The organism is Gimesia alba, from assembly GCF_007744675.1.
GTDB classification, from domain to species: Bacteria; Planctomycetota; Planctomycetia; order Planctomycetales; family Planctomycetaceae; genus Gimesia; species Gimesia alba.
Map to the genome: position 1 here is coordinate 7,618,456 of NZ_CP036269.1, position 24,618 is coordinate 7,643,073.

Annotated in this window: 16 protein-coding genes; 6 read left to right on the forward strand and 10 right to left on the reverse strand. The window is 48.9% G+C overall.

Going from position 1 to position 24,618, the window contains the following annotated elements; translation table 11 throughout:
- Positions 1-63: 63 nt before the first annotated feature.
- The 8 genes from Pan241w_RS28555 to trpC all read right to left on the reverse strand — a co-directional run bounded on the left by Pan241w_RS28555 (position 64) and on the right by trpC (position 9,126).
- Entirely contained in the window at positions 64-765 is a 702-nt protein-coding gene (locus tag Pan241w_RS28555) for a lysophospholipid acyltransferase family protein (protein ID WP_145222856.1), read from the reverse strand.
- Between the two features lie 154 nt (positions 766-919).
- Positions 920-2,329 (reverse strand): sigma 54-interacting transcriptional regulator, encoded by a 1,410-nt coding sequence (locus Pan241w_RS28560; protein ID WP_145222858.1) that lies wholly within the window; start codon positions 2,327-2,329, stop codon positions 920-922.
- Between the two features lie 94 nt (positions 2,330-2,423).
- Positions 2,424-3,515 carry a sugar kinase gene (locus Pan241w_RS28565; RefSeq protein WP_145222860.1) on the reverse strand — a complete coding sequence of 364 codons (1,092 nt, stop codon included), beginning with the start codon at positions 3,513-3,515 and terminating at the stop codon, positions 2,424-2,426.
- Positions 3,516-4,345: 830 nt separating this feature from the next.
- On the reverse strand, positions 4,346-5,494 hold the full coding sequence (locus Pan241w_RS28575) for a proton-conducting transporter transmembrane domain-containing protein (RefSeq protein WP_145222864.1): 1,149 nt from the start codon (positions 5,492-5,494) through the stop codon (positions 4,346-4,348).
- Between the two features lie 109 nt (positions 5,495-5,603).
- Positions 5,604-6,617, reverse strand: coding sequence for a zinc-dependent alcohol dehydrogenase family protein (locus Pan241w_RS28580; RefSeq protein ID WP_145222866.1), 1,014 nt, complete (start codon positions 6,615-6,617; stop codon positions 5,604-5,606).
- Between the two features lie 204 nt (positions 6,618-6,821).
- On the reverse strand, positions 6,822-7,487 hold the full coding sequence (locus Pan241w_RS28585) for a hypothetical protein (protein WP_145222868.1): 666 nt from the start codon (positions 7,485-7,487) through the stop codon (positions 6,822-6,824).
- 181 nt (positions 7,488-7,668) lie between these two features.
- Positions 7,669-8,283 carry a phosphoesterase gene (locus tag Pan241w_RS28590; RefSeq protein ID WP_232107304.1) on the reverse strand — a complete coding sequence of 205 codons (615 nt, stop codon included), beginning with the start codon at positions 8,281-8,283 and terminating at the stop codon, positions 7,669-7,671.
- 54 nt (positions 8,284-8,337) lie between these two features.
- Positions 8,338-9,126 (reverse strand): indole-3-glycerol phosphate synthase TrpC, encoded by a 789-nt coding sequence (trpC, locus tag Pan241w_RS28595; protein ID WP_145222870.1) that lies wholly within the window; start codon positions 9,124-9,126, stop codon positions 8,338-8,340.
- Between the two features lie 283 nt (positions 9,127-9,409).
- Between trpC and Pan241w_RS28600 the strand changes: the two genes are divergently transcribed.
- The 5 genes from Pan241w_RS28600 to Pan241w_RS28620 all read left to right on the forward strand — a co-directional run bounded on the left by Pan241w_RS28600 (position 9,410) and on the right by Pan241w_RS28620 (position 18,007).
- Positions 9,410-10,129 carry a CPBP family intramembrane glutamic endopeptidase gene (locus Pan241w_RS28600; RefSeq protein WP_198000214.1) on the forward strand — a complete coding sequence of 240 codons (720 nt, stop codon included), beginning with the start codon at positions 9,410-9,412 and terminating at the stop codon, positions 10,127-10,129.
- A gap of 205 nt (positions 10,130-10,334) precedes the next feature.
- Positions 10,335-11,459, forward strand: a complete 1,125-nt coding sequence (locus tag Pan241w_RS28605; protein WP_198000215.1) for an alpha/beta hydrolase — start codon at positions 10,335-10,337, stop codon at positions 11,457-11,459.
- 85 nt (positions 11,460-11,544) lie between these two features.
- Entirely contained in the window at positions 11,545-12,306 is a 762-nt protein-coding gene (locus tag Pan241w_RS28610; RefSeq protein ID WP_145222877.1) for a class I SAM-dependent methyltransferase, read from the forward strand.
- Positions 12,307-12,918: 612 nt separating this feature from the next.
- The gene (locus tag Pan241w_RS29560) at positions 12,919-16,017 is read left to right on the forward strand and encodes a sigma 54-interacting transcriptional regulator (protein WP_198000576.1); all 3,099 of its coding nucleotides are present in this window, start codon (positions 12,919-12,921) and stop codon (positions 16,015-16,017) included.
- Between the two features lie 691 nt (positions 16,018-16,708).
- Entirely contained in the window at positions 16,709-18,007 is a 1,299-nt protein-coding gene (locus tag Pan241w_RS28620; protein WP_145222879.1) for a polysaccharide pyruvyl transferase family protein, read from the forward strand.
- A gap of 40 nt (positions 18,008-18,047) precedes the next feature.
- Here the strand turns inward: Pan241w_RS28620 and Pan241w_RS28625 are convergent, their stop codons facing one another.
- Both Pan241w_RS28625 and Pan241w_RS28630 read right to left on the reverse strand, forming a co-directional pair.
- The gene (locus tag Pan241w_RS28625) at positions 18,048-19,334 is read right to left on the reverse strand and encodes an EDR1-related protein (RefSeq protein WP_145222881.1); all 1,287 of its coding nucleotides are present in this window, start codon (positions 19,332-19,334) and stop codon (positions 18,048-18,050) included.
- A gap of 450 nt (positions 19,335-19,784) precedes the next feature.
- Positions 19,785-23,618 carry a hypothetical protein gene (locus Pan241w_RS28630; RefSeq protein ID WP_145222883.1) on the reverse strand — a complete coding sequence of 1,278 codons (3,834 nt, stop codon included), beginning with the start codon at positions 23,616-23,618 and terminating at the stop codon, positions 19,785-19,787.
- 373 nt (positions 23,619-23,991) lie between these two features.
- Between Pan241w_RS28630 and Pan241w_RS28635 the strand changes: the two genes are divergently transcribed.
- Complete coding sequence (locus Pan241w_RS28635; protein ID WP_145222885.1) at positions 23,992-24,597, forward strand: nitroreductase family protein; 606 nt, start codon at positions 23,992-23,994, stop codon at positions 24,595-24,597.
- The last annotated feature ends 21 nt before the right edge of the window (positions 24,598-24,618 follow it).

The window sequence follows — 24,618 nt, forward strand, 5'->3', positions numbered from 1 at the left end:
TTGTCACTTCGAAACAATTAGAAAAGCAGAAAAAATTTGAGAGGACGAATTCCCCTCTCATCCTCAGGCAGCTTTCCTGAAAGGAACGGTTTCCGGATCTGGCTCACTGCAAACAATTTGCTTTAATTCCTGTTCCAGTTCTTCCATTTTTTCCTGGACTAAATCGGTGTAGGAATTCATCTCTTCACGAGAGATGTCTTTCGGAATGTAGATCGGTTCACCCACCAGATAATAGACTTTCGAAAATGGTTTGGGGATCCAGATACTCGTCCAACTCCCTTGAAATTTCCAGTAGCTTGAAGCTGAAAAAGCGTTAGGAATGACTGCTCTTCCTGAATGTGATGCCAGGAATACAATGCCTGATTTCATTTTATGATGGGGTCCCCGTGGTCCGTCTGGAGTAATGACAATATGCTTGCCTTCTGCCAATGTGATCAATTTTTTGATCGCACTAGCCCCTCCTCGAGTCGTAGAACCACGAATGGCGCCCATTCCAGCTGCCTTCAACATCGCTTCAATTGTATCAGCATCTCGATGCTGGCTGATCAGTGCCACACTATTGTGTTTGACAGCACAAAAAAGTGGAGGGATCACTGAATCATGCCAGACACTATATAAAAATCGTTCATCACCCGTATCAGCGAATGGACAACGTTCGATACTATCTCCGACAAATTCAAGACGGGTTGTCTTAAAGATCATCCGGATGATAAATACGACCAAATAATTGATAACACCCAAAACAGTGCGACTCTGAATTTTCAACCGATTACTCCTGTACGGCGGATTCCAAAAGAAACATTGAAGGAGAGCGAATTGTAATGATGTTCGAATCTGCGCAAATCCCAATTCTCAAATTCGTCTACAGGCCTCTCAAAGCCGCGACAGACTGCCACCAATCCACGTAGAATACCCAGTTTCAAACTTTTTTCGATTCGTTTTGCCTTGAGGCAAGCTCGTCATCGAAACGAATATTGAGCGCGTCCATTCGTCGATACAATTTTGCCCTGGTCAATCCCAAGAGTCTGGCTGCATCCGTTCGATTGTTTTTTGAAATCTCCAAGGCGTGCATGATTTGCTCGGCCTCAACCTGACGTAGCGTTTCTTCCAGAGGCTTCACAGTGGGAGACAAGGCCGGTCCTAATGATCGCGCATCGATACCTGTCTTCAATCGTAAGGGCAACGACTCCCGAGAAATCAACGGCTCTGATGTTGCCTGGAACGCAGCCTGAATAATCATTGTCAGTTCGTCCAGATTCGCAGGCCAGAAATAATCCTGAAACAAAGAGAGTACACCCGGTGCGAAACCACTCACCTGTTTCTGCTGATACCGATTTTCATTTTCCAGAAAATGTTGAGCCAATACTTCCAGATCTTCTCTTCTCTCGCGCAAAGGAGGAATTCTGAGTTCCATTGTCGTGATCAGATAGAAAAAATCAGGCAGAAGCAGTTCTTGATCTAAAAGATTTGTTAACGAAAAAGAACTGGCCGTCATTAATCGAACGTTGTCTTTGTGAGTCGCCGATTGATAATTTGCTAAAATCAACTCCTGAATATCACGCGTCAAAGATTCAATCTGCGAAAGAAAAATTACCCCCGGTTCAAGAGGCACCGAATCTTCAAAATCTCTTTCAAAGATTTTTTTCACTGTTTGCTTTAGTTCCCGAGGTGGCAGATCGGCACAATTCAGAGGAATAAATATTTTTCTTCGTTGCTCACTTTCGAAATGAACCACTCTTGCCAGGTGCTCCTTTCCTGTGCCTGTCTCACCCCAGAAATGGACCGGTTGTGTCGTCTTGATTGCCAGCTCCAATTGACGCAAGACACGCTGCATCGCATCATTTTTCGCGATAACTGTCGAAAAACGAAACCGGTTTCTTAAGGACAATCGCAGTGCAGCAAGCTCAGCGTGTAACTGTTGAGAGGGAGAGGCCGTTGGTAAAGTATGAGGCTCTTCAATTCTGTCAATGATTCCCAGAACCAGCTTTGTCTGCTGTTGCTCATCAAGCAAGGGGCTAAAACGTATCACGCATGGTAATGTTTTTCCGCTATGCGAAAGCAGATAGCGGGGAACTTCAGTCCTGGTTCCTCTAAACACTTCCGGAGGAGGGCATAATAAATTACAAACGGATTCGCACTCATCGGCGTCTGTGTCGATAGCATAATCACACGTCTGGCCCAGAATTTCCTCAGCCGACCACTCTAGAATATTTTCACAACCACGATTAAAAAAAAGAATGGTTCGCGACGCATCAACCAGAAAGATCGGCGTTTCAAGAGAATTTAAGCGGGTTTCCAGTCGAGTGCGGCGGCCTGTTCCTCGCGTCATCGTTCCCCGCACCTCCCGTATGATTTCGACCCGTCAAACAAATTCGGTTTCTTAATCGCGTTGACACTCTTTCAGAATAAGGTGCTTCCAAGAGTTATCTTTGCACTCGACCAGATCCACCACCATACATTAAAGCTTCAATTTCTGAACGGGTTGAATAATTAAAATCTCCCTGAATACTATGCTTTAAGCAACTGGCAGCAACCGCATATCGAATGGCTGTTTCCTGTGCAGCAAGTTCGGGAGTATTCAATGCATAAATTAAAGCCCCGGCAAAGGAATCACCAGCGCCGACCCGATCTATGATGTTACGAATCTGATAGCTGGCGTAATTTCCTGCTGCATCACAGGGTGCAAAGACAGCCTGTTGTTGACTCTGATCATACAACATGGCTCCCCAGTTATTATGACTGGCAGACAGACTCTCACGCAATGTAATGGCAACCTGTTTGACATTCGGATATTGCTCTATCATTTGTTTTGCAACGGAACGATATCCCTCGATATTCAACTCGCCTGCTTCGACATCTGATTCAGGCGCTCTGATTCCCAGCGATAAATCCGCATCCTCTTCATTTGCAATTACCAAATCGACATAAGGTACGAGAGTCTGCATCGTCTCTCTGGCTAAATCTATCGGTTTCGTATTTGCTTTCCAGTTCCAGAGTTTTTTCCGAAAGTTCAAATCACAGGAAACCTTCACATTCCGCTGCTGCGCTTCCTGCAGCGCCTTTAATGATAACTGTGCTGCCGACTCACTGATGGCAGGTGTAATTCCAGTAATATGAAACCAGGTCGCTCCTTCAAACACCTGATCCCAGTCAAATAAATCAGGCGTCGCGACAGCAATCGAACTGAATTCCCGATCGTAAGTTACCGTTCCTCCTCGTTGGTTGGCCCCTGTTTCAACAAAATAGATGCCAAATCGGCCCTCTGAAGTCCGCTGTATCAGACTGGCATCAACACCAGTCTTTCCCATTTCCTGAATGAGACAGTCTGTGATCGAATTATCAGGCGATGCCGTCACGAAAGCTGAGTCCCCTCCCTGAAGGGCAATTGAAACGGCGACATTTAATTCTCCCCCGCCAAACGTTGATTCCAGACTACCTGGAATTGACTGCCTGATTCTAAGATGATTTTGAGGGGCTAGCCTCAACATCACTTCGCCAAAAGTAACAACTCTCACGGTACACCTTTATGATTTTAAATTTTGGGAATATTCATTGTCAAAATCAGCATTCAGCTTACCTTGGCTGATAGAATCATTCCAGCATCGCAATAGAAGTAGTTAGTGGAGTTGCACGTTTTGAAACCACAGTGATCAAAGATTACGTAGCAGACTTAACCCAAGAAAAGCTAATATTTTTGTAGTTTGGATTCTCGATTTATTTTTTAATAAAATCGGGAGGTGTGCCAAACAGTTGTCATACCCTTGTTTTAGAATTTGACCTTGGGTTTGAACTTCGGTAATTCGCTATTGAGATTATAGTTACAGGTGGCGGCAGTTTCGTCTAGCCCGTTCAGGGACAGAGATGGAGATGGACGGGGTTGCCTGCATGGAACTGCCGCCCCACTGTAATTCTAAGAAATTACTTAATTTTGAATTAGCACTTTAAAATGCAACCCGCTATTTCCAACGCATAAATACTTACGTATACTAATTGGAGGACTTCGCCTGATAAGGCCCACTTTTTTAAGATAAGGCACTTAATTCATTTTGACTTTATAACCCAACAAAAATAAATTGCGGGTTGCCTGTACCAGCCACTTACTATGAATTAGGAAAGAACTCAAATGAACCAAAGTGAATCAGAAGTGGTTTGCCCGGCCTGTGAAAAAAAAATCACACCTCAATACGGGATCAATGAATCCCGCCAGTTAACCTCCCTGGAATTTCAATCCAAGCGTCTCGGCTGCTCAGTTGAATGTCCCCACTGCGGACATGTTTTTATTTACAAGGTCTACAAGGACGACAACAAAGTTTCATAAACTTCGCTTCTTTCCCGTTGTTGCATTTCACAGACTCACGATTCGTCCAAGACTGAACATCAACAAGCCAATCACGCAACAGTAGCAAATGAACGCCATGCCTTTATTTGGAATGGCCCGGTATCGAGCTAATGGTTTGGCACAGCTAATCTGTATGATCATTTTTCCACAAACGAAAGCGACGATTGCAGACGAAACTGCCAGCAGCACAGATAGTCCCACATATCCTGCATGCACAACCGCCATCGTTTCTGTTGATGTCCCCTGGTGAATTTCAAACAGCGCCTGCATTGTCTGCCACTTTAATTGAAACGCAGAAAAACCTGGAACGCCCATCAGAACCAGCAAGAAAAAAATCGCCACGCCCCCTAATATTCGTTGATCAGAGATCAGCCCCTGTAGCTGTTCCGGATATCTGATTTCTGATCGTCGTCCCCCCATGCTATCCAGCAGACAGGCCAGGCCCAAAATAGATAAATAAGAAAACAGGTATTCCGGCGCGCTCTCTCTCATCACATCTAAAATAGAAATCGAATCTGCCCCCAAAGACTCATGACGCCATTTCCAACAGACGGCCGAAAGCTGTGCAAAGAACACTCCGGTAATTTGTAATACTAACAGTACCAGAACCATCTTTAATTCTGTCTCAATCAGCAACAGACCGGCTGTCGCAGAAAGTACAATCACAGCCAGAAAAAACAAAACCTGTTCTGTGTAGGATGAATTGAATACTACTATGGTATTGATGAAGAGAATCAAAAAAATTGCTCCGGCGCAAACTGAAATCATTGCCGACAAAGTGCTCAGCCAATACGGCAGTTTTTTCAGAGATTCTCCGAGTCTGAAATGAAGGGGAATCGCTCCCATTCGAAATACGGCACCAGCCACAATCAGCACAATGCCCAGAGCGGAAATAGACTGCTTCAAGACAAGCCCCGGTTCTGGCTTATTCCGTTCCAGTATACGATGAATGAATCCCAGGTCACTTGACCCGACAGACGCAGACAAGAGCACAGCACCGGTAAAAAGTATGAGCGTCAGCGGCAACGACGATTTTAAAAGGAGTAGCGCTTCTGTCTGTTTCTGTTTGACTCGAATACAACAAAGTGCGAACATCGAAATCAAAAAACAAACGAGTTCAAAGCTGAGAATGAGAGAGTAGAGATCTTTGAACATACGAATTTCGATTGCCAATTACGAATTATGGTATTGAGCCAACGGAACGAAAGATCTCAGAAACTTCTAGTGCTAAACCATACTGCTGCGAATAGGAATCTCTGACTTGTTATGCATTCTGCTCCAGAGACAAAAGTACTTTCCCAGATCTTCCTCTCCTCTCAGCCTCTGTAACGGCCTCTGCAATCTGATCCATTGGAAACATTGCGCTGATTTCGGTTGATAAGACACCGCTTCGAATCAAACGCGTCAAAGTTGAAATCAGTTTTAATTTTCCCGGCAGCGACATTGCTTCCATCTGTCTTGCCAGCCAAAAGCCTTCTATACTTGCACCACTTCGAATTAGTTCCCGTGATAAAAAATCGAGTGGTGCATTCTCCAGAGACCCATACAGAATCAACCGTGCCCGTTCGCCCAGTACTTTGATAATGGAAGAGGCTGTCTTGCCTCCGACCGGATCAATGGCATACCGAAGTGGGGAACTGCCAATTGTCTTTCGGATCTGGTCAATCAAAATACGCTCATTGTCATGTTCCGCGTTATATACAATCACATGTTTGGCTCCCAACTGTTTTAACTGATCCGCCTGCTCATGGCGTCTGACCACATTCAAGGTGGGAAAACCATAATAATTTCCCAGGCGGATGACCATTTTACCAACAGCTGAAGCTGCTGCTGTCTGTAGCAGCCATTGATTTTTCTGAATTCGTAGGAGTTGCTTCACCAGAATAAAAGCCGTCGCAGGATTGACAAAAAATGTCGCTGCTTCCTCCAGGGACAGTTTTGGAGAAACTGGAATCACGAACCGGCTGGAAACAGCCACTTTCTCTGCCCAGTTCCCTGTCTGGCGGTTGAGTACGATCACCCGTTTTCCTTTGAATAATGCACCGCGCAAGCCACCGCCACTGGCCTCAACAATTCCCACTCCTTCAAAGCCGGGCGTCGCAGGAAGAGTAGGCCGCGTTGAATAACCTCCACGAATATTCAATAGATCAGAAGGATTCACAGGACTGGCCTGCATGCGAACCAGAACTTCCCCCGCTTTGGCAATGGGTTCTTCTACCTCAAGAATTTTGAGGACATCAGCCGGCTCTCCAAATTGCTCAAAGCGAATCACGCGCATCAACTCTTCTTTCACTTACATAGGGGATCTCTGAAGTGAGAGTTTAGCAGGTCAAAGACGATACAATCAAGCAGATGCAGATGAGAATCGGCTGCGGATCAGCAACCACTGAATACGAAAACAATCCTTGTTACCTGATTAGCAACAAGGATTGTTTCTGATCTTCAAAAATGAATCAACTTCGGATTCAAATGCCCGCTAAGACTAATTCTGCTTCTTGGAACTGAAATTGGATACACCCGAGGCAGTCTGTGTGGCGCGAGCAGGTGCTTTCTGAGCGGTTCCCTGAGGCTGAGGAGCGGTTGATCGCTTCCAGTTATCAGTCGACCAGTGTGGATAATATTGAACCACACTGCTTCCCAGGTCACTCAGAATACCATGAAATTTTTTCGTTGTAATTCTCTGGTTGGGAATCACACGTTGTAACACAAACCGCCGATTGCTGGAAATATAGGCAAAAAACTTGCCATTTCCCATGCGGTCGTTATCAGACAACAAACGCAGCATGGCAGTCCGAGGTACATCAGCGGCACTGCGGGGCAGGGGATCAAGCCAAGCCATTACCCAAACCCATTCGCCGTTCTCACTGAGCACGGCTGACATGGAAAGCTCCCACTCTTCCTTGTTTTGGTTCGCTTTGAATTGAAAGTCATACCGCTTTTTCGTTTTGGTCGCTGTTAAACCCATTGCTTTTAACAGATTTCCTAACTGCGCCTCAGAAAGTTGACCAGGCAGGTCAGGATTGGCAGTCACTGTTGTCTTTGTTGCCGTTGGCTGCTGGGCATGAACTCCGGTTCCTAAAATTGCCATCACCGACAACACAGCCAGAAAACAGCCAACAACGATCCATCCGCGAAACGTGATTTTCATTTTGAAGACACTCCTTTGTCACTTCAATGCTCTTGTATTAACATTTGTCAATGTGTTCTCTGCTCTCATTCCTTTTAGAAGCAGATCGGCTGCCCCGAGTTATTTGGGGCTGCCCTGGTGTGAATCATTCCACCTTTGAATCAAATTCACCGTCTCTATCGGCAGATTCTGCCGAGTTGAGTTAAGATAGCTCAAATAATCCCTTCAGACAAATTTGAGACCATGTTTCAAACTGATCTGACTCTTGTAACAGTTTTTCCGGTGAGTCAAACCCTGTCATTATAATCGACTCTTCACGGGGTAGAACTTTGGGCAACTCCAGGTCAAAAATGTGAACTATTCCTAAGTGGACCTTTCCGACCTCTGTTTCGTCGTCATTAATCAGCCCGACACACTCTTCTGTATACTTCGTATCCATCGCAACTTCCTCGTCGATCTCGCGCTGCATTCCTTCCCGGTACGTCGAACCGACTTTCGCATCATCTTCCAGAGAAATATGCCCGCCAATCCCGATCGAACGCTTGCTGTGCAGCCGTTGCTCGCCCCCTTTAGAGCCACGCGTGTAATAAAAGATCTTCCCTTCATGCCGAAAAATACAATAGGGAATCAACTGTTTGAAGCTGGGATCTTCTTCTACCGTATCACGAGGTCGAAAACTGATGTAATTCGGATCAAACAACGTCTTCAGATAGGGTTCTACCTCAGAGTTAAACCCTTGGAAATAACCCACTTCATGAAATAGAAGCGTGGGCACCACCATCACATGTTCCACTTGTTGTTCCGTATCTGACATCATTGATCCTTCTTTGTACTGCTGAATAAATTAGGTTCAGACAAAATTTAAGTTTATTTAGACGTGAGTTCCCAAAATCTCTTTGACTTCACTCCCAATATCGGGCACACGCATGAGCGTCTCTCCGACAAGGATTCCCCGCACTCCCGCAGCCTGCAGGCGAAGCACATCCTGCCGAGTCCGGATGCCACTCTCACTAATCAGCAGGCAATCCTCGGGGATTTTCGGACTCAATTGAATCGAGTGATCGAGGGACGTTACAAACGTCTTCAGATTTCGATTATTAATTCCCAGCATCGGAGGTGATAACTTCAAGACCCGTTCCAGATTCTCCGGCTCATAAATTTCCACCAGCGCCGACATCCCTAACTCCAAAGCGTAGCCATATAAGTCTTCGAGCTTACGGTCATCCAGACACTCGGCGATCAGCAACACACAGTCAGCACCAGCGACGCGTGCTTCCAGAATCTGATAGCGATCGATGATGAAATCTTTTCTCAAAACCGGAATCGAGACAGCCTGACGAACTGCTTTCAAATAATCCAGATGACCCTGAAAAAAATGTTCGTCTGTCAACACACTGAGACAGGCGGCTCCCGATGATTCATAAATCCGGGCAATTTCAACCGGATGAAAGTCTTCACGAATAACACCCGCTGAGGGAGACGCCTTTTTCACTTCGGCAATCAGTCCCACCGGACCATGAGTTCGCAGAGAACCAACAAAATCACGTACTGATGGGGCAGCCGCCAATTGCTCTCCCAGTTCCTCTATAGACCGCTTTGCTTTCGCCGCGGCGACTTCCGTCTTTTTATAAGCGATGATTTCTTCGAGAATATTTGCCACGACTGTCTCTACGTACCTTAGTTGAGATTAAAAATCGCAAATTCTGAATCCGTAGCATAACTTCCTGAGACGCGAAGTACCACAGAGTCGGCAAATCCAACATGAATTCGGCTTGTAATTCCGGTTTCTGATCACGACGATGGTCTGTATTAGTATCTTGCACAGATAAAATCGATCCAGATCGGAGTTTCTCAGGTTGATCCCTACGTCGCTGCACCTCTTACTTTTACTGCTGACGCTGCTGAGCATACGCTATTGGCTCAGGCTTTATCAAACCAGACGCATGTCCTCGGTCTTTCAGCTCAACCCCCAGCGCAGTCAACTGGAAATGTCCGCACCGGTCGTTCTGGCGCTACTCTGGATTACCCTGCAATTGACAACCATGATTTCGAAAACGGTACAGCCAGAGCCTCCTCTTGCCAAACCCATTACCTTGAATGATATTATTGGATCCTGTGTGATCACATTCTCTTTTGGAACCGTTTTAATTTTAATTCTGACACTACTTAACCCGAACAAGATGCAAAATCTGGGATTTCGGCTGAATCAAAAAACAGGGCAGATTCGTGATGGTTCCGTCGGCTTTCTGTTGGCCTTACTCCCCGTAATGGCCTTGCTCCTGCTGACACACTCTTTTCGAACCGAAGAGACAATGCATCCCTTTTTTCAGCAGTTGAAAGAACACCCCGAGTTCTCCACCATCAGCTGGATTTTAATTTCCGCTGTACTCGTCGCCCCCTTATTTGAAGAACTGGTCTATCGGGTCCTCTTTCAAAGCTGGCTCGAAAAACTGCTACCTCCCTACATCGCCATTTTGACCAGCTCGCTGGTCTTCAGCATCGTACATGGCTTCCCCGATTGCATCCCGCTGTTTCCACTCGCATTCATTCTGGGAACACTCTTTTATTACCGCCGCAGTTACGCCGCAAATGTCATCACTCACGCTCTGTTTAACGGCGTCAATCTCGCACTGGCCCTCGCAAATCAACCCCCAGCCAGTTAAATCACGCCAGCCCGCAATATGACCTTTTGTCCATATTTCTTTTTGGGGTTCACCCGGTTTCAAGAAAATAGTATCCTTCCCACCTCTCTCATCCCCTCCTATCCCTTCGGAGACCTCCGAAATGAAACCGTTCCCCTCACGCCTTGGTGCGTGGTTCTGTCTTTGCGCCTGTCTCTGCTTATCCTGCCAGACGATGAAGTCCAAAATGGATTTGATCTATACCGGAAAGGTCACAGGAGCATTATCCCAGCAATTGGTCGAATCCTATGCCGATTCGCTGAAGGATCCCATCGCCGCAGAACAGACTGATGAATATACAAAATGGAAAGTTCTATACGCGACGAATCGGCTGCAGGAAACGAATGCCCGTGGTGAAATGGGTTATGCAAATGAGTTCGGCACGGCACTGGCTTATGGAACAGGGCAGGTTCGTATCTCCTCAAAGAACCGCAGCGATCTAAAAACAAAAGTCATTCAGACCCTCTGGCAGGGTGCACCAGCACCGGAAGGACAGGTCGAAATTAGTACGTTAACTCCCACGACAGAAACTCCTTTTTTTGAGAGTCTCAATACGCTGTTGGAACGTTCGCCGCAAAAAGATGTGCTCGTGTTCGTCCATGGATTCAACGTGAACTTTCCCAGCGCCGTCACCCGTGCAGCACAAATCGCCAATGACCTCCCCTTCAATGGTGCGGTCGTCTGTTACAGTTGGCCCTCACAAGGCGGCGTGGAAAAATATCTCCTCGATGGTCAGGTCGCCAATGCCAGCGTCGAACCAATGGCCCAGTTCCTAGAGACCTTAGTCAGCTCGGTCCCTAAAGGAACAAAAATTAACATCATGGTTCACAGCATGGGGAACCGCGTCGTCATGCGAGCTATGAACCGTTTACCGGAAGTCTTTCAACTAACAAAACCGTTCCAGAACGTAATCTTAGCCGCCCCTGATGTAGGAGTCTCCGAGTTTAAAGAACTGGCTCCTGCCATCATTGCACAATCAAATCGTGTGACCCTCTATTCCGGATCAGGTGACGTCGCCCTGGTTGCATCGAAAGCAGTGAACCAGGAGCGCAGGGCCGGCGACTCGCGCGAACCATTGATCATGGAAGGCATTGAGACGATTGATGTCTCGGCCGTGGATACCAGCTTCATGAGCCACTCCTATTACGGCAGTAACCGTGCCGTCCTGAGTGACCTGTTTGCGCTGCTGAAGCAGGACAGCTCTGCAGTAGACAGAAAATGGCTCCTCTCAAAAAAACATTCCGGCAGAAACTACTGGGCGTTTGAAAAAGAGCCGCCGGAAATTAAGAAAGTTCGCTCCACCAGTCTCTGATCTGTAATTTGACGAGTATGATTGACTGAAAACACGAATGCGTGCTGCCTGGCTTGCTTTTGTTTAAATTCAATGAGTACAAATCATGAAGAACTCCACGTCCCGCTTCTCTGACCGTGTTGATAATTACATCAAATACCGCCCGGACTATCCCACGCAGGTCCTGGAAACCCTCAAGACAAACTGTGGCTTATCATCTGATTCGCTGATCGCAGATATCGGCTCTGGGACTGGAATCTCGACGCGGCTGTTTCTCGATAACCAGAACACCGTTTATGCAATCGAACCGAATGCTGAAATGCGACAGGCGGCAGAGAATTTTTTTAAAGACAATCCCCATTTCCACAGCGTCAACGCAACGGCTGAAGAAACTCATCTCCCCGGCGATCTCTTTGACTTCGTGATTGCCGGTCAGGCGTTCCACTGGTTTGACCAAAAGCAGGCCAAACTGGAATTTCAACGGATTCTCAAGCCGCAAAGCTGGGTCGTTCTACTCTGGAACGAGCGAAAAGTGGACACGACACTATTTCTGGTCGCTTACGAAAAAATGCTGCTCGACTTCGCCACCGATTACAAGGAAGTGAACCACACACAAATTTCACATGAGGACTTCGCTCGATTTTTTGATCCCCACCCTCTGCACACCCACACGCTGCCTAACAGTCAGACATTCGATTTCGAATCACTCAAAGGCAGACTGCTCTCTTCATCCTATTGCCCCAATGAAGGACAACCGGGCTATGAGCCAATGATGAAACGTCTGCAGGATATTTTTGAAGAACACCAAACGGAGGGAAGCGTCCTGTTTGAATATGACACAACTCTGTATTTTGGTCATCTCAAGTAAGAGTATTTGCCGAATCGGTATTCTGGCCCACCTTCAATCCCCCTGAAACAAGCTCAGCGCATAAAGAAAGCCCTTAAGAAGGCGGTGAATTGAGGACGGAAAATCGTATATTTTGCACTTCACAGAAACTGATGAGCGTGCTGGGTCAGAACTCGCAAATCAGGGGGACCTTCTGGATAATGTCCGTCCAGACCAGATTCCTTCTTAAGGGCCAGGCTGGGTTAGAAAGCAAATCACAATCAATGGCTCCAGAGAGCCAGTTAACTCCGTTTTTTGATTGTTGAATCACTTTCTGTAATAGATAAGTAGCATAAGGTGTGCCGTATCTCTGCAATTTTCTCACATCAGCGCACTTTTTCTCAGATCTCACTAACTCATTCTTGAATTTACCATGATTCTATCTATTTCAGTGATTATAGATAGAATTACTAAAGTGGGAAAACTTTGGTTTCATTTGATTTCGACACTAATCCTTGAATTTTCGGCGCCGAAATGTTCTACTATTGATCTCGACACTATGTCGGCGCCGCTTTTCGGCGCTGCTATGATTGCTCGACACATAAAGAACCTTTTATTTCCAACAAAGCAATTTCAGCTTTGGGAAAGAATTTCATGAAAAAACAAGGGATCAAAGAACGAGCTTTCTTATTTACTTATGGAATCCTGGCGATCGTCTATAGTGTCATCGTGCTGGGCTTTGTCACAACCAGTCCTGATTTACGCATTCGTGCGATGTTAGACAGTGTCGAACCCACCCAGGGAGACTCACTGCCTGCTGGGATCGAAATCAAAGCCACTCCGGGGATCGTGAAAACCGGCCCAATCCCCGCACCAAAATCGGGAGATATTCTCACCAAAATTGGCGACTATCCCATTCGAACATTTCTCGATTTCTCTCAGACACTCAGTGTTCTGCGGAATATGGATCTCCCTCCCGGCGGACAGTTACAGCCAAATTCTGACCCCTCTGAACATGATGTCCCTCCCATGGTCGAAATTCAGAACAGTGGTCGATTTATCAAAATTGAATATTGGAGCAACGACTCCGACGCCCCTCTCTCCTCAGAAAAATCCGTCAAATCAGCGTGGATCAAAATCCAGTCGATCCCTTCTGGAGATGTCGCGATTTCATTGCTTTGGTTTTCACTGGAACTGGTGATCCTGGCTATCGGCGCCTTCGCATACTGGATGCGTCCCTTTGACCGTACCACGCGCATTTTCTTTGTGATGGGCATCATCACCCTCGTCGCTTTTATTGGCGGTTACAACTGGTGGATTATCGCGGGCTCGCTTATGCTCAATATCCCCTTTGTGATCGCTGCGGTGCTGATCCCAGCGATCACACTGCACTTTTTTATTACTTACCCGCGCGTGATTCCCTGGCTGGCTCAATATCCGGTCGGCTTGTTGCGAACCGTTTATTCAATCCCTGTCCTCACAACCATTGTGATCCTGGCATGTCTGGCTTACCTCCGCTGGACCTCTCAAATCGATCCGGATCAGAAAGATCTGATCCAAATTGAATACCCTCAACTGGTCTTTCAGGCAGTCAACGTTCTACGTTGGACCGTTTACACCTATCTCAGTGTTGCCGGTATCTACTACCTCATGACTTTGGCGGCGCTCTTTTACGGATATTTCAAAAGCCAGAATGCTTATGAACGCAACCAGTTAAAATGGATCGCTCTTGCCGGTTTGATCTCAACAGTCCCCGTGGGCTATTCCCTCTATCTGGCGGAATTCGACCGCACGCAGTTCGCCCTCGGTGGCGCAGGCATCCCCATGTTTCTGGCCAGCGTCTCATTCATGGTCGCATTCGTGGTGGGCATCATTCGCTATCGGTTAATGCTGATCGAGCAGATCATCAGCCGCGGGATGCTCTTTTATGTCGTGAGTGCCGGCATCTCGATAGTATACGCGACCGTCATCTCACTTGGATCTCTGGTCGGCACCCAATTAAATCGGACCCCTAGCACCAATCAGGCGGTCTCCGTCTTTCTGGTGATGCTGTTTGCAATTTCTTTACTGCTCTGGTCGCGTGACCGTATCCAAAGACTCATTGATCGGCGGTTCTTCCGTCAGAAATACCAGCTCGACAAAGCACTCAAACGGATGAACCGGGCCGTCGGCCGACTGGGAGACCAACGTTCCATCGCCGATCGTATGCTGACATCCTGCCGCGAAGTTCTGCAGGTCAAAAGTGCTGCCATTTATTTACTCAATCCTGACCGGAACCAGTTCGAACTCTTAACCGGCTTTCATATTGAAAACTCGCCCTCAGCGGTTCCCTGTAGCCCCGAACTACTCGAAGTCCTCGAAGGCGAACTCGCCTTTCAACGCGTGGCAACTGGACTGTTAAAAGAAGCTTCACCCGCTCAGCAACTCCTCCGATTACTGGGCTTCGATTTCATTTATAACCTCGAACTGGATGGGGAATTTGCCGGATTTGTTGCGCTTGGCCAACGCTCTGCAGGCAGTACGTATTCTGCAGAAGACCTGACGTTTTTAAACGCCATGGGACAGATCACGAGCATCGCTTTGCACAGCACGAAAATTCATCAGGACCTGAGGCGACTCAACGAAGAAATGCGGATCAAGGTCGAAAAAATCGACGACCAGCGCAGACTCGTTTCCATCCTGCAGGCGGAACTGACGAACTCACAGGAAATTTCTGAAAGCTCTAATTCACACGATTTTCAACGTGGCCTGATTAAAGGCAACAGCCCCGCCATCCGCTCTGTTATGGAAACACTCCGCAAAGTCGCGAACTCGGAATCCACAGTTCTGATCCGCGGTGAAAGCGGAACAGGTAAAGAACTGCTCGCACAAGCCGTCCATGAAAACAGCTCTCGGCGCGACCAGCCACTGGTCCGCGTCAACTGTGCCGCACTCTCTCCCAGTCTGCTTGAAAGTGAACTGTTCGGTCATGTGAAAGGCGCTTTCACCGGTGCCCATGAAGACCGTGTCGGACGTTTTGAAATGGCAAACGGAGGCACGTTATTCCTTGATGAAATTGGTGACATCTCGCTCGATACCCAGGTCAAACTCTTACGCGTTCTGCAGGAACGCGCCTTCGAACGTGTCGGCGGTTCAAAAACATTACACGTCGACGTTCGTCTGATCACAGCCACGCACCAGAACCTCGAACAACGCATCGTCGAAGGTCTGTTCCGCGAAGATTTGTATTACCGTCTCAATGTGATCAGCATCACTCTGCCTCCCCTGCGCGAACGCCGTGAAGATATCTTCGAACTGGCGTTCTACTTTCTCAAACGTACCGCGCATCGTCTCGGCAAACGGATTACCCATATCGACCCCGATGCCATTGAAGTCCTCGAACGCGCCTCCTGGCCGGGAAATATCCGGCAGCTCGAAAATGTTATCGAACGCGCCGTTGTACTCGCTGAAGAAGAAGTGATCACACTCAAAGACCTCCCTGTTGACCTGCTGGAAACGAAAAAACGCCTTCCCACCCGTGTGATTGAGACCAAGCCGGTTCTCCCTGAAACAGTCCGACGACTTCCGTTGTCGGACGTCGAAGTCATTACGTTCCCTGGCAGTCAATCGAATGTAGATCCTCAACTTTCGGAACCCGAGCAACTCAAACTGGCACTCGCTGAATGCGATGGCAACAAAGCACAGGCCGCCCGCATGCTGGGGATGCCTCGCAGTACCTATTACAGCAAACTGAAAAAATACGGCATCAGTTGAGCACCTGAATTTAGCATTATTCTACTGATCAACTTGCCCTTGACGCTCAGTTCCCCCTCACGAGAATGCGGAGATAACGTCGCACGCGCGAGCAAAGCTCAATTTCTCAATGCGCGAATTATCACTCCTGTTGATATTCGCACTAGAAAACCCGCTGGTTTGAGACCCATTTTGCTCTGAGCCCACTTTCGGTACTTCACTGTGATCATCGGTTTTCGTTCCGCTTCAAACGACGTTCATTCCAAGATTGCTAAACATGGCGTGTCTTTCACAGGCTTTCAATGACTCATTACCGCTTACACCGCTCACGCCAATCAGCATGATTTTCAATTCTGGAATTTCATTATTTCACAGAGACAATTCCAGCAAATCAAACTTTGCCCGTCAGACGAAAATTCTCGCAGTAAAGCAAGTTTGCCTTAAAACAACAGCGTATTCTAACACAGAGCATGGAACTCATAGAGGTGAAAATCGCTCAGTGGTCAGTAAGAGTGTAATCTCTTGGATCGCACAGGTTCTCCATCAGCGCACTCTTCAATCGTTCAGATGTCACAATCAGCCGAACATCAAAAAAACAAAATTAAATAATTCAGAACCAATGTTCCCTGCCTCCCCAGCCAGTTAAGATGAAAAGCATCGTTGATATTCAAAGTTTGTTACTATCGCTGACCCACCCAGAGGAAACCCGCCTGTGTCCCACCTGCCTACTCTCAGTCGTCGTCTATTCTTAACTCTGCTCGCCGCTTTGCCGCTGCTGACTAGTTCCCTTTCACAGGCTGCCGAGCCCAAACAAAAAACCATTTTGATGCGATCCGGGTGGCAAACCGTCAATATCGGCGATATCGGCCATACCCCCGGCACACTGCGTTATCTGGAAACGTACCTCCCCGACGTCAAAGTGAATCTCTGGCTACATCGCACCACACCTGAAGTCACTGCGATGCTCAAAAAACGATTTCCCAAAGTCCATATCGTTCAAGGCAGACTCAACGCACGCGGAAAAGCCAACAATCCCGAATTCCAGCAAGCCTTCGACGAAGCGGATCTGTTTCTGTACAACTCGGGCATGCACTTCAACCAGTTCTGGCCGCCGCCGATCTACATCATCGAAGCCTGCACCGCGACCAACAAACCGCTGGTCCTTTATGGCCAATCCTTTGACGGCTTCGCTCCAGAAGACGAAGAGAAAATGAGTGAACTCCTCTCTCGCGCTGCCGCCATTTATACCCGCGATGTCGAATCGTTCTATTATCTGCGGAAGATTGGCGTGACGTCGCCATCCCTTGCCTTTGGCCCCGATGGCTGCTTCGGCATTGATGTGCGAGATGAAGAAAAAGCCAATGCCTGGCTCAAAGCCCATGACCTGAAACCAAAAGAATTCATCACCGTCACGCTTCGCAGCAATACGCCCAAAATCGGTGCGAAAAAAAGTACGTCGATGAACCCTGCAAACCCCAGCAAAGAAGATCTCGCACAGAACGAACTCTGGACGAAAAAACTCCGGGCCGTGATTACAGACTGGGTCCGTAAAACGAAAAAGAAAGTCCTGCTCGCTCCCGAAGTCAACAAAGAAATCATCCACGCCCAGACCATGATTCTCGATAAACTGCCTGAAGACGTGAAGCCGTATGTCGTGAATCGCGATCCGTTCTGGAACGTTGACGAAGCCGCCTCGGTCTATGCACAGGCGATTGCTGTCGTTTCGATGGAACCACACTCCTGCATTATCGCTTTAGCAGTCGGCACTCCCACCATGCATCTGGCGAGCCCGCGACACGGCCTCAAACGCTGGATGTTTCGCGACATCGGCCTCTCGGAATGGCTGTTCGACATCGACGCCGACCCCGCCGACCAGTTCTCACGGGCACTGTTAAAAATCGACGCCAAGCCGAAGCTGGCGCAATCCAAAGTCGACCGGGCCATGCACACGGTCAACAACCGCTCTAAAGAAATGATGGGCGAACTGAAAGAGATTCTCGATCAGCAGTAACCGCAATGACTCAGGAAAATGAAACCAACCCGGCCTGCACTCAGGGCCGGGGGGCCGACAATGGTAGAGCGGTTTCTGGCAGTTCGTACCAGGGTTTATTCTCAACCGTCAGATAACGACGAGTCGCTACGTTCGCTTCCACGGTAATAGGAATCATCCGCCGGTGCATCACATCGACCACAAACCGCCGTCCGTCTTTCAGGTGTAGTTCATTCCAGGCGTGGCCCTCTCTACGCTCGGCATCGCCAAAGTTCCCGCGAACCAGTGCCACGTCGAGTCCTGCTTCGTCCGCCAGAATTTTGAAGAGCAGGGCACGATGGCGGCAGACCCCGGCACCACAGATACGGGTCACATCACCAATCAACACGCCTTCGTTGGCATACTCCTTTGTCAACAATACAACGGCCGCCATTGTATAACGGTTATCTTTCTCGAGTGTCATGCTCTGGTCAATATACTTTGCCAGACGAAACGCCCGTTTGACCGGCTCCAGGGATTTGATTTCGTCAGACTTCGCAAACTCCAGATGTTTTCTGAGCGACGCATCACGGCTGCGGTCCACAATCAGCAATTCACGCCGTGAACGGGCTTGTCCCTGATCATTCAGTTGCATGCCCCGTCCGCCGTCGACATAACCGTCTATAATTTTTAATTTCGGGGCAACGTAATGTCGGCTGTGATAAGCAACAGTAGCCGGTTTTGCCTGCGGCGTGAGAGTGGGCCGCAACTCTTTTTCATCTTGATAGCCGCGCAATTCCAGGTCCAGAAAGAGGTCCGAACTCCTCGGATTCGCCTGATGGACTTCGACCGCAAGCAGATTCGTCCCGGAGACGAGATTATCCGTACTGACAGTAAAACGCTGATAGAGCCGTTCCAGAACGCCGCCGATTGCTTTGATGGCGGTCGTTTCAGCAGTCACTTGACCTGCAGGCAGATTATTGCGAGCGATCTCTTTACCATTCAGATAGACCACCACACCGTCGTCACTGCGAATCAGAAGCACGAGCTTTTTCAATTTATCAGGATCTTCAATCTGAAACGCGCGCCGAAAGTAAGTCGTGATCTGTTTTTTCTGCGGATCATCACCAAAGCGGACAATCGTATTCAAACCCCGATCACCAAACCCGAGCGGCGCCAAACCTGTTGACCACTTCTCATCTGCAAAATTGGGCTGCACCCAGCCGGGAGGCAACGCCTTGCCGTCATCCTGGTATTTCCATTCGGTCTCTTTACCGAATTTGATCAGCGCGGTCTCCGCCTCGGCCTGTGGAACTGGCAGGAAGAATCCCATCAGCAAAAGGAGACCTGTCATTTGAATACGACGCATTTTGATTCAACTGCTCCTACTGTGAGCGGGTCGGCGCTAGCCGCCGTTTTTGTGTTCGGGTTGCAATTTTAAAAACGGTGGCTAGCGCCATACCGCTCAGTTTTTCAGGAACCGGATGGCCCTTCACTTACTCTCAGACGGACGCATCGTTCCAGTATTTCGTGTAAACTCGTGAGTCGCTTGAGATAGGGTGTATCGCAAGGATCATCGCTCACATTGATTCCGGTCGGGATGTGAATTAAATGTAACGAAACTCCGCCGTCTTCTAATCGATAAGAATCAATTCGTACTTCATTTTCTGGAAGCATAAGGAATACCGTCATTTTATTCGCATGTGAGCGGCACGGCGCGAGCCGCCGTTTTTGTGTTCGGGTTGCTGTTTCAAAAACGGTGGCTCGCGCCATGCCGCTCATAAATTAGTGCTTTTGATACTATCCGGATCTGTTGTTTTCACAGCCCCTGTTTGCGTTTGAGGCGTTCCAGGCGTTTTTGTTCGCGGCGTTTGTCCCGTTCTTTTTTGCGTTCCTCACGCTCTTTCTGGATGCGTTCCATTTCTTCCGGAGTGCGTTCGGGGAACAGGCCCTGCAGCTGTTCGCCGAAGCCGCTCCCCAGTACGGCATCGAGCGCATTGACGCCCATCTGTTTGGCATAGTTGCCAACCTGGCGCATATCGACCTTGGGTTTTTTCAAGGTACCGCCGATGGGCAGTTTCAAGGGGCGGCTGATGAGTGATTTGAGTACCGGTTGGTCTTTGTCTTCTGAAAGCATGTTCGTGAAACCGACCTCGGCGATCAGGTCCAGTGATTCATCCAGGCCAACTGAACCGGTGGTGCGGACGGTGATGCCTTTCATATGCACTTCGAACGGACTGTGATAGACGCGGCCGTCAATCATATGGTAATGGACGGCTTGATTATCAACCTGCATAAACACGGAATCCGCATCGATCAGCCTGCCGGTGCGATTAATGTTGACGATCGCGAGTACCTGATTGATTTTGTCCGACAACGCGTCAAACAGAGGCCCCGGTTTTACGCGGGCCGACTTGACCATCAGCGTCCCTTTGGCTTCGCCCAGCTTCGGTTCATCAATCGGGATGATAGCGAATTCCTGACTCAGTGAAAACTGTCCCTGAATATTCGTGCTGTTGGCGAGCATCGGAGCGACAAAGCGGAGCGAGTTGCGGGTCATTTCAGGAGTGAATTGGAAATTATCAATCACGGCTCCCTTTTCGAAAACCAGTGCCGCCGGTTTGACATCGAGCCGCACGATGGGCGCCAGCCTCAAACGGCCGCCACTCACCTGCAGGTCGAGCGGAGTGATATGAATCTGCCCGTCTTTGATACGGGCTTCGATATTGGTTTTTCCACTGGTGAGTCCACGAATGTTTGCTTGCTCCCAGCCGATACCGGCATTCCCCTTGAGTGCCATGTAACGATCGGTCGGCGTAAACAGAGGCCGCGTGTCAGGGAGTAATGGCCTTGGCTGTGCGTTGAGCACCACTTCCTGAATTCGTTCTGTATGCGCGGTTCCCATTGGCCCGGTTAAGCTGAACGGCCGGGTTTCCCTGCCGACGATGTTGACATCAGGCCCCAACTTACTGCGTAAAAGCGGCGTCAGGTTTTGCCAGTCATACGTCACTTCACCCGCCAGGCGGACATCTCTCGTGGTGCTGAAATCGCGGATTTCCCCTTTGGCACTCAGATCCAGCATTTCCGATTGAATCGACATCCGGTCTAACGTGAGCGTGTCGGATTTCAAATCCTGCTGCGTATCCCCTTCGATGCGAATTTCCGGTTCCTGCCAACTGATGGCCCAACCGGGGTTGCGCTGGCTGGCGACAGGCTGCTTCTGCGAATTTGCTGATGGCTTAAGAGGCGCTTCAATAGCGAAGTCGGCAATCGTAGTCCGCCAGCTTGCCATACGGGTCTCTTCGGTGACGATCACGTTCGCCTGACCGGTGACCAGACCATAATATTTTTGCTCTGGTGGCTCGGCCGGATTCTGAAACCAGCGTGAGAGCTGATGCAGGTCGCATTTATAAGAGAGGGACCCCACCAGTGACGTCGTATGGATATCATCGTGGGGCAGTTCAACTTCCAGCTTTTCGCCATTCACAACCAGGGCACTGCCCCGATAGGTAAACTCAGATGCTTTCAATGTTTTGTGTAGCTCATCCCAACTGCCGGCGGTTTTAATTTCGGCCCGCGGTTCATCAATCCAGAGTGTAGGAGTAAAGACTCGCACGTTGGTCAGATTGATCGTGGTATTTTCGTGCGCGACATATTGATCACCAAACGAAACCGACGAAGCGAACTGCACATCACCGGCCAGCTGCAGATCCTGTTTGGATAGCGGTCGCACGCGATCGGCCCAAGAAGCCAGCTTGCCTTTCAATTGAATTTTGAACGGCAGCAATTCCGGTTTCGCAGAGTCGTCCCGCTTTCGATTGACAGTGGTCGGCTGTTCGAGTTTCGCCTGAAAAGCATCGTCGCCGGCGACCAGTGTCACAATAAAACGTTCTACGTGGATCTGTTTTTCACCCGACTTGCCCGCTCCCTCAACGGTCAGTTTGAGTGAAGGCTCCTGCCAGCCCCGTCGATTGGGTAGTGCCAGTTGCAGGTTTTCAAATTGCAGAAACGAAAGGGTTTCCCACTTTTGATCGGTCACGTCGAAGCTGATTTCACCATCCATCTTACCCTTGAGGGCGATCTCCTGCAGATCAACAAACTGTTCCAGGCGATTGGAAAGCTGGTTCAAATCTGCTTCCAGATGAATCCTCAAATGATCGGCATTACCATTGCCGGTGAGTTTGAGAAAGTCGGACGTGCAGCGCAGCGATTGAATATCAAATGAATTCGAAGTGCGGGCAATCTGCATCAACAGCGAAACCGGTTGCTGCCAGCGGATTTCACGTCCCTTGTTGCGGCCCGTCAGGTCGGATGTTTTCAGCCCCACAAGCCAGACGGTATCCTGCCCCTCAGCCTGTTCTGGTTTCTGTGGATCATAATTGGAAACCTGGAAATCAACAGTACCTCCGGTTATCTGCATGCCTGGCTTTAGATGAATGGTTTCAGGAAGCTGACGGGCGGCTTCTGCCAGATTCAGATTGCCGGAAAATTTCAATCGCGAGTTGAGTAGGCCGGCCAGTTTTTCGCGTTTGCTTTCGTCGGTCAGGTCGTCCCAGTTGAGATTTCCCTGGAGTGTCATCTCTCCGAACTGGGATTGCATATGGGCGTCTTTGAAATACAGCACACCATTGGCGGCCATCACATCGATATTTCCCTGTGCGGTTTCGCTTTGAATTTGATCGCCGCTAATCCACTCGGGCGCTGTAAACTGAAAAGGGCTCGCTTCCCAGTTGCCTTTGACAGCAAAGCGGGGTGACTCTTTCGAACCCGACCATTTGATTTCCATTTCGGAATTCGATTTACCAGCCAGGTGCGCCCCCGGTGAGAGTGCACTGACAAGCGGCGTTAACTGGCTGAGATCAAAGAACTCGGTTTTGAATTTGAGCGCCCCCGAGCGGGAAGCATCCGGCTCGTTGGAATTAACAATACTGACTGCGAAGGCGATTTTGGCAGGATCAATCTGTTCGCCCTCTTCGGTCGCTGATTCTTTCCAGATCCCTTTAACTAGAATCGGTTCGGTCCGTTGCTCGGGACGGGTGACGGTGATGGCCATGCCGGTGAGATACGGGGTCTCTTCCGCATCGCCGTTCACGACACATAAATCGAGATCAGACATATGCAACGTCAATGATTGCTGGGTGCCTGTTTTCGGTTTTTCGTCCTCTTTGCCTGGCTCCCCTTCCGGATGTTCCTTGGTCCCCTTTTTCAGAACCGCCGTCAAGAAGTCTCGATTGGCAAGCCCATGTTCGTTCACATACGTCAGCGAAGTGATGCCATCCACGTTGACATCACCAACATGTTTGCGATCGGTGGCCAATTCCCAGAGCGTTTTTTTTGTGGCGATCTGATCGATGCGAACGACGTCCCGGCCTTCGAAGTCTTTGAGGGCAACATTTTGAAAGACGACCGGCTGGCTCCAGCTCAGTGTCACCGCGCCGGTTGAGATTTCTCCCGGGTAACGTTTGAGAACCAGCGGCAGAATCGAGTTTTTCATTGAGGTGTTGGAGATAATCAGCGGCGCCAACCAGAGCAGCAGGGCGAGGCCGATCATCAGGACAAAGAAGATGCGGCCCGCGGAGCCCCGTTGTTTTTCCTGACTTTTTGAAGAGGTCTTTTTTTTCGTCGTCTGATTCGCGGTATCTGGTTGGGACATATCCGATCCTGTGTTTGATTCCTTTGTGCAGGATGCACCCGAATGTGGGTTGATCGTAGCGTTTCCAGTGCCCTTCAGTCAGGCCCAGCATCTTGATACGTGAGGCGCTACAAATGTGTTGAATGCGATCTGGTAATTTCATCCCTGAATGACGTTCGGTAGCCCACACAGAGAACTATATGGGGATTTTTCAGCAGCGACAATGTTGGTTCTGGAAAGAATCCCGTTTCAGAAAGCGGAAAATCTACCAAAACCGGCAAATTCTAGCCCGTGATTTTCGGCCGAGAGTAGGATTCAGCTCGTCTTCTGCCTATGATGGTTTTGGTTTTCAAGCGAACGTTTCCCGAGTGACAGTCAAGAAAAGTGAAAGACAATGGACACCTTAAAGGCAATTGAAGAAAGACGTTCGGTTAAATCGTACGATCCCGAACACCAGATGACCCAGGAAGAAATCGACAAACTGCTTTCTTATACGATGCTCTCACCAACCGCGTTTAATATTCAGCATTGGCGGTTCCTGGTGGTGCAGGATCCGGAGTTACGGCAAAAAATCCGGGAAGCATCCTGGAATCAGGCACAGGTAACCGACGCTTCGCTGCTGGTGGTACTTTGTGCGGATCTGAAGGCGTGGAAAAAAGATCCGGACCGCTACTGGCGGAATGCCCCCGAGCCGGTACAGCAGGCACTAGTCCCGATGATTCTCAATTATTATCAGGATAATGCCGAAGCCGAGCGGGATGAAGCACTGCGTTCCTGCGGGATGGCGGCGCAGACCATGATGCTGGTCGCGAAAGAGATGGGTTACGATACCTGCCCCATGGATGGTTTCGATTTCGACAAGGTGGGTGAACTGATCAATCTACCCGAAGATTATCTGATTTCGATGTTTATCGTCGTCGGCAAAGCCGTTCGACCGGCCAATGAACGGGCAGGGCAGTTACCACTGGAAGAAGTCGTCATTTACGACCGTTTTGAATAAAATTTCCCGGTGAAGCCTCAA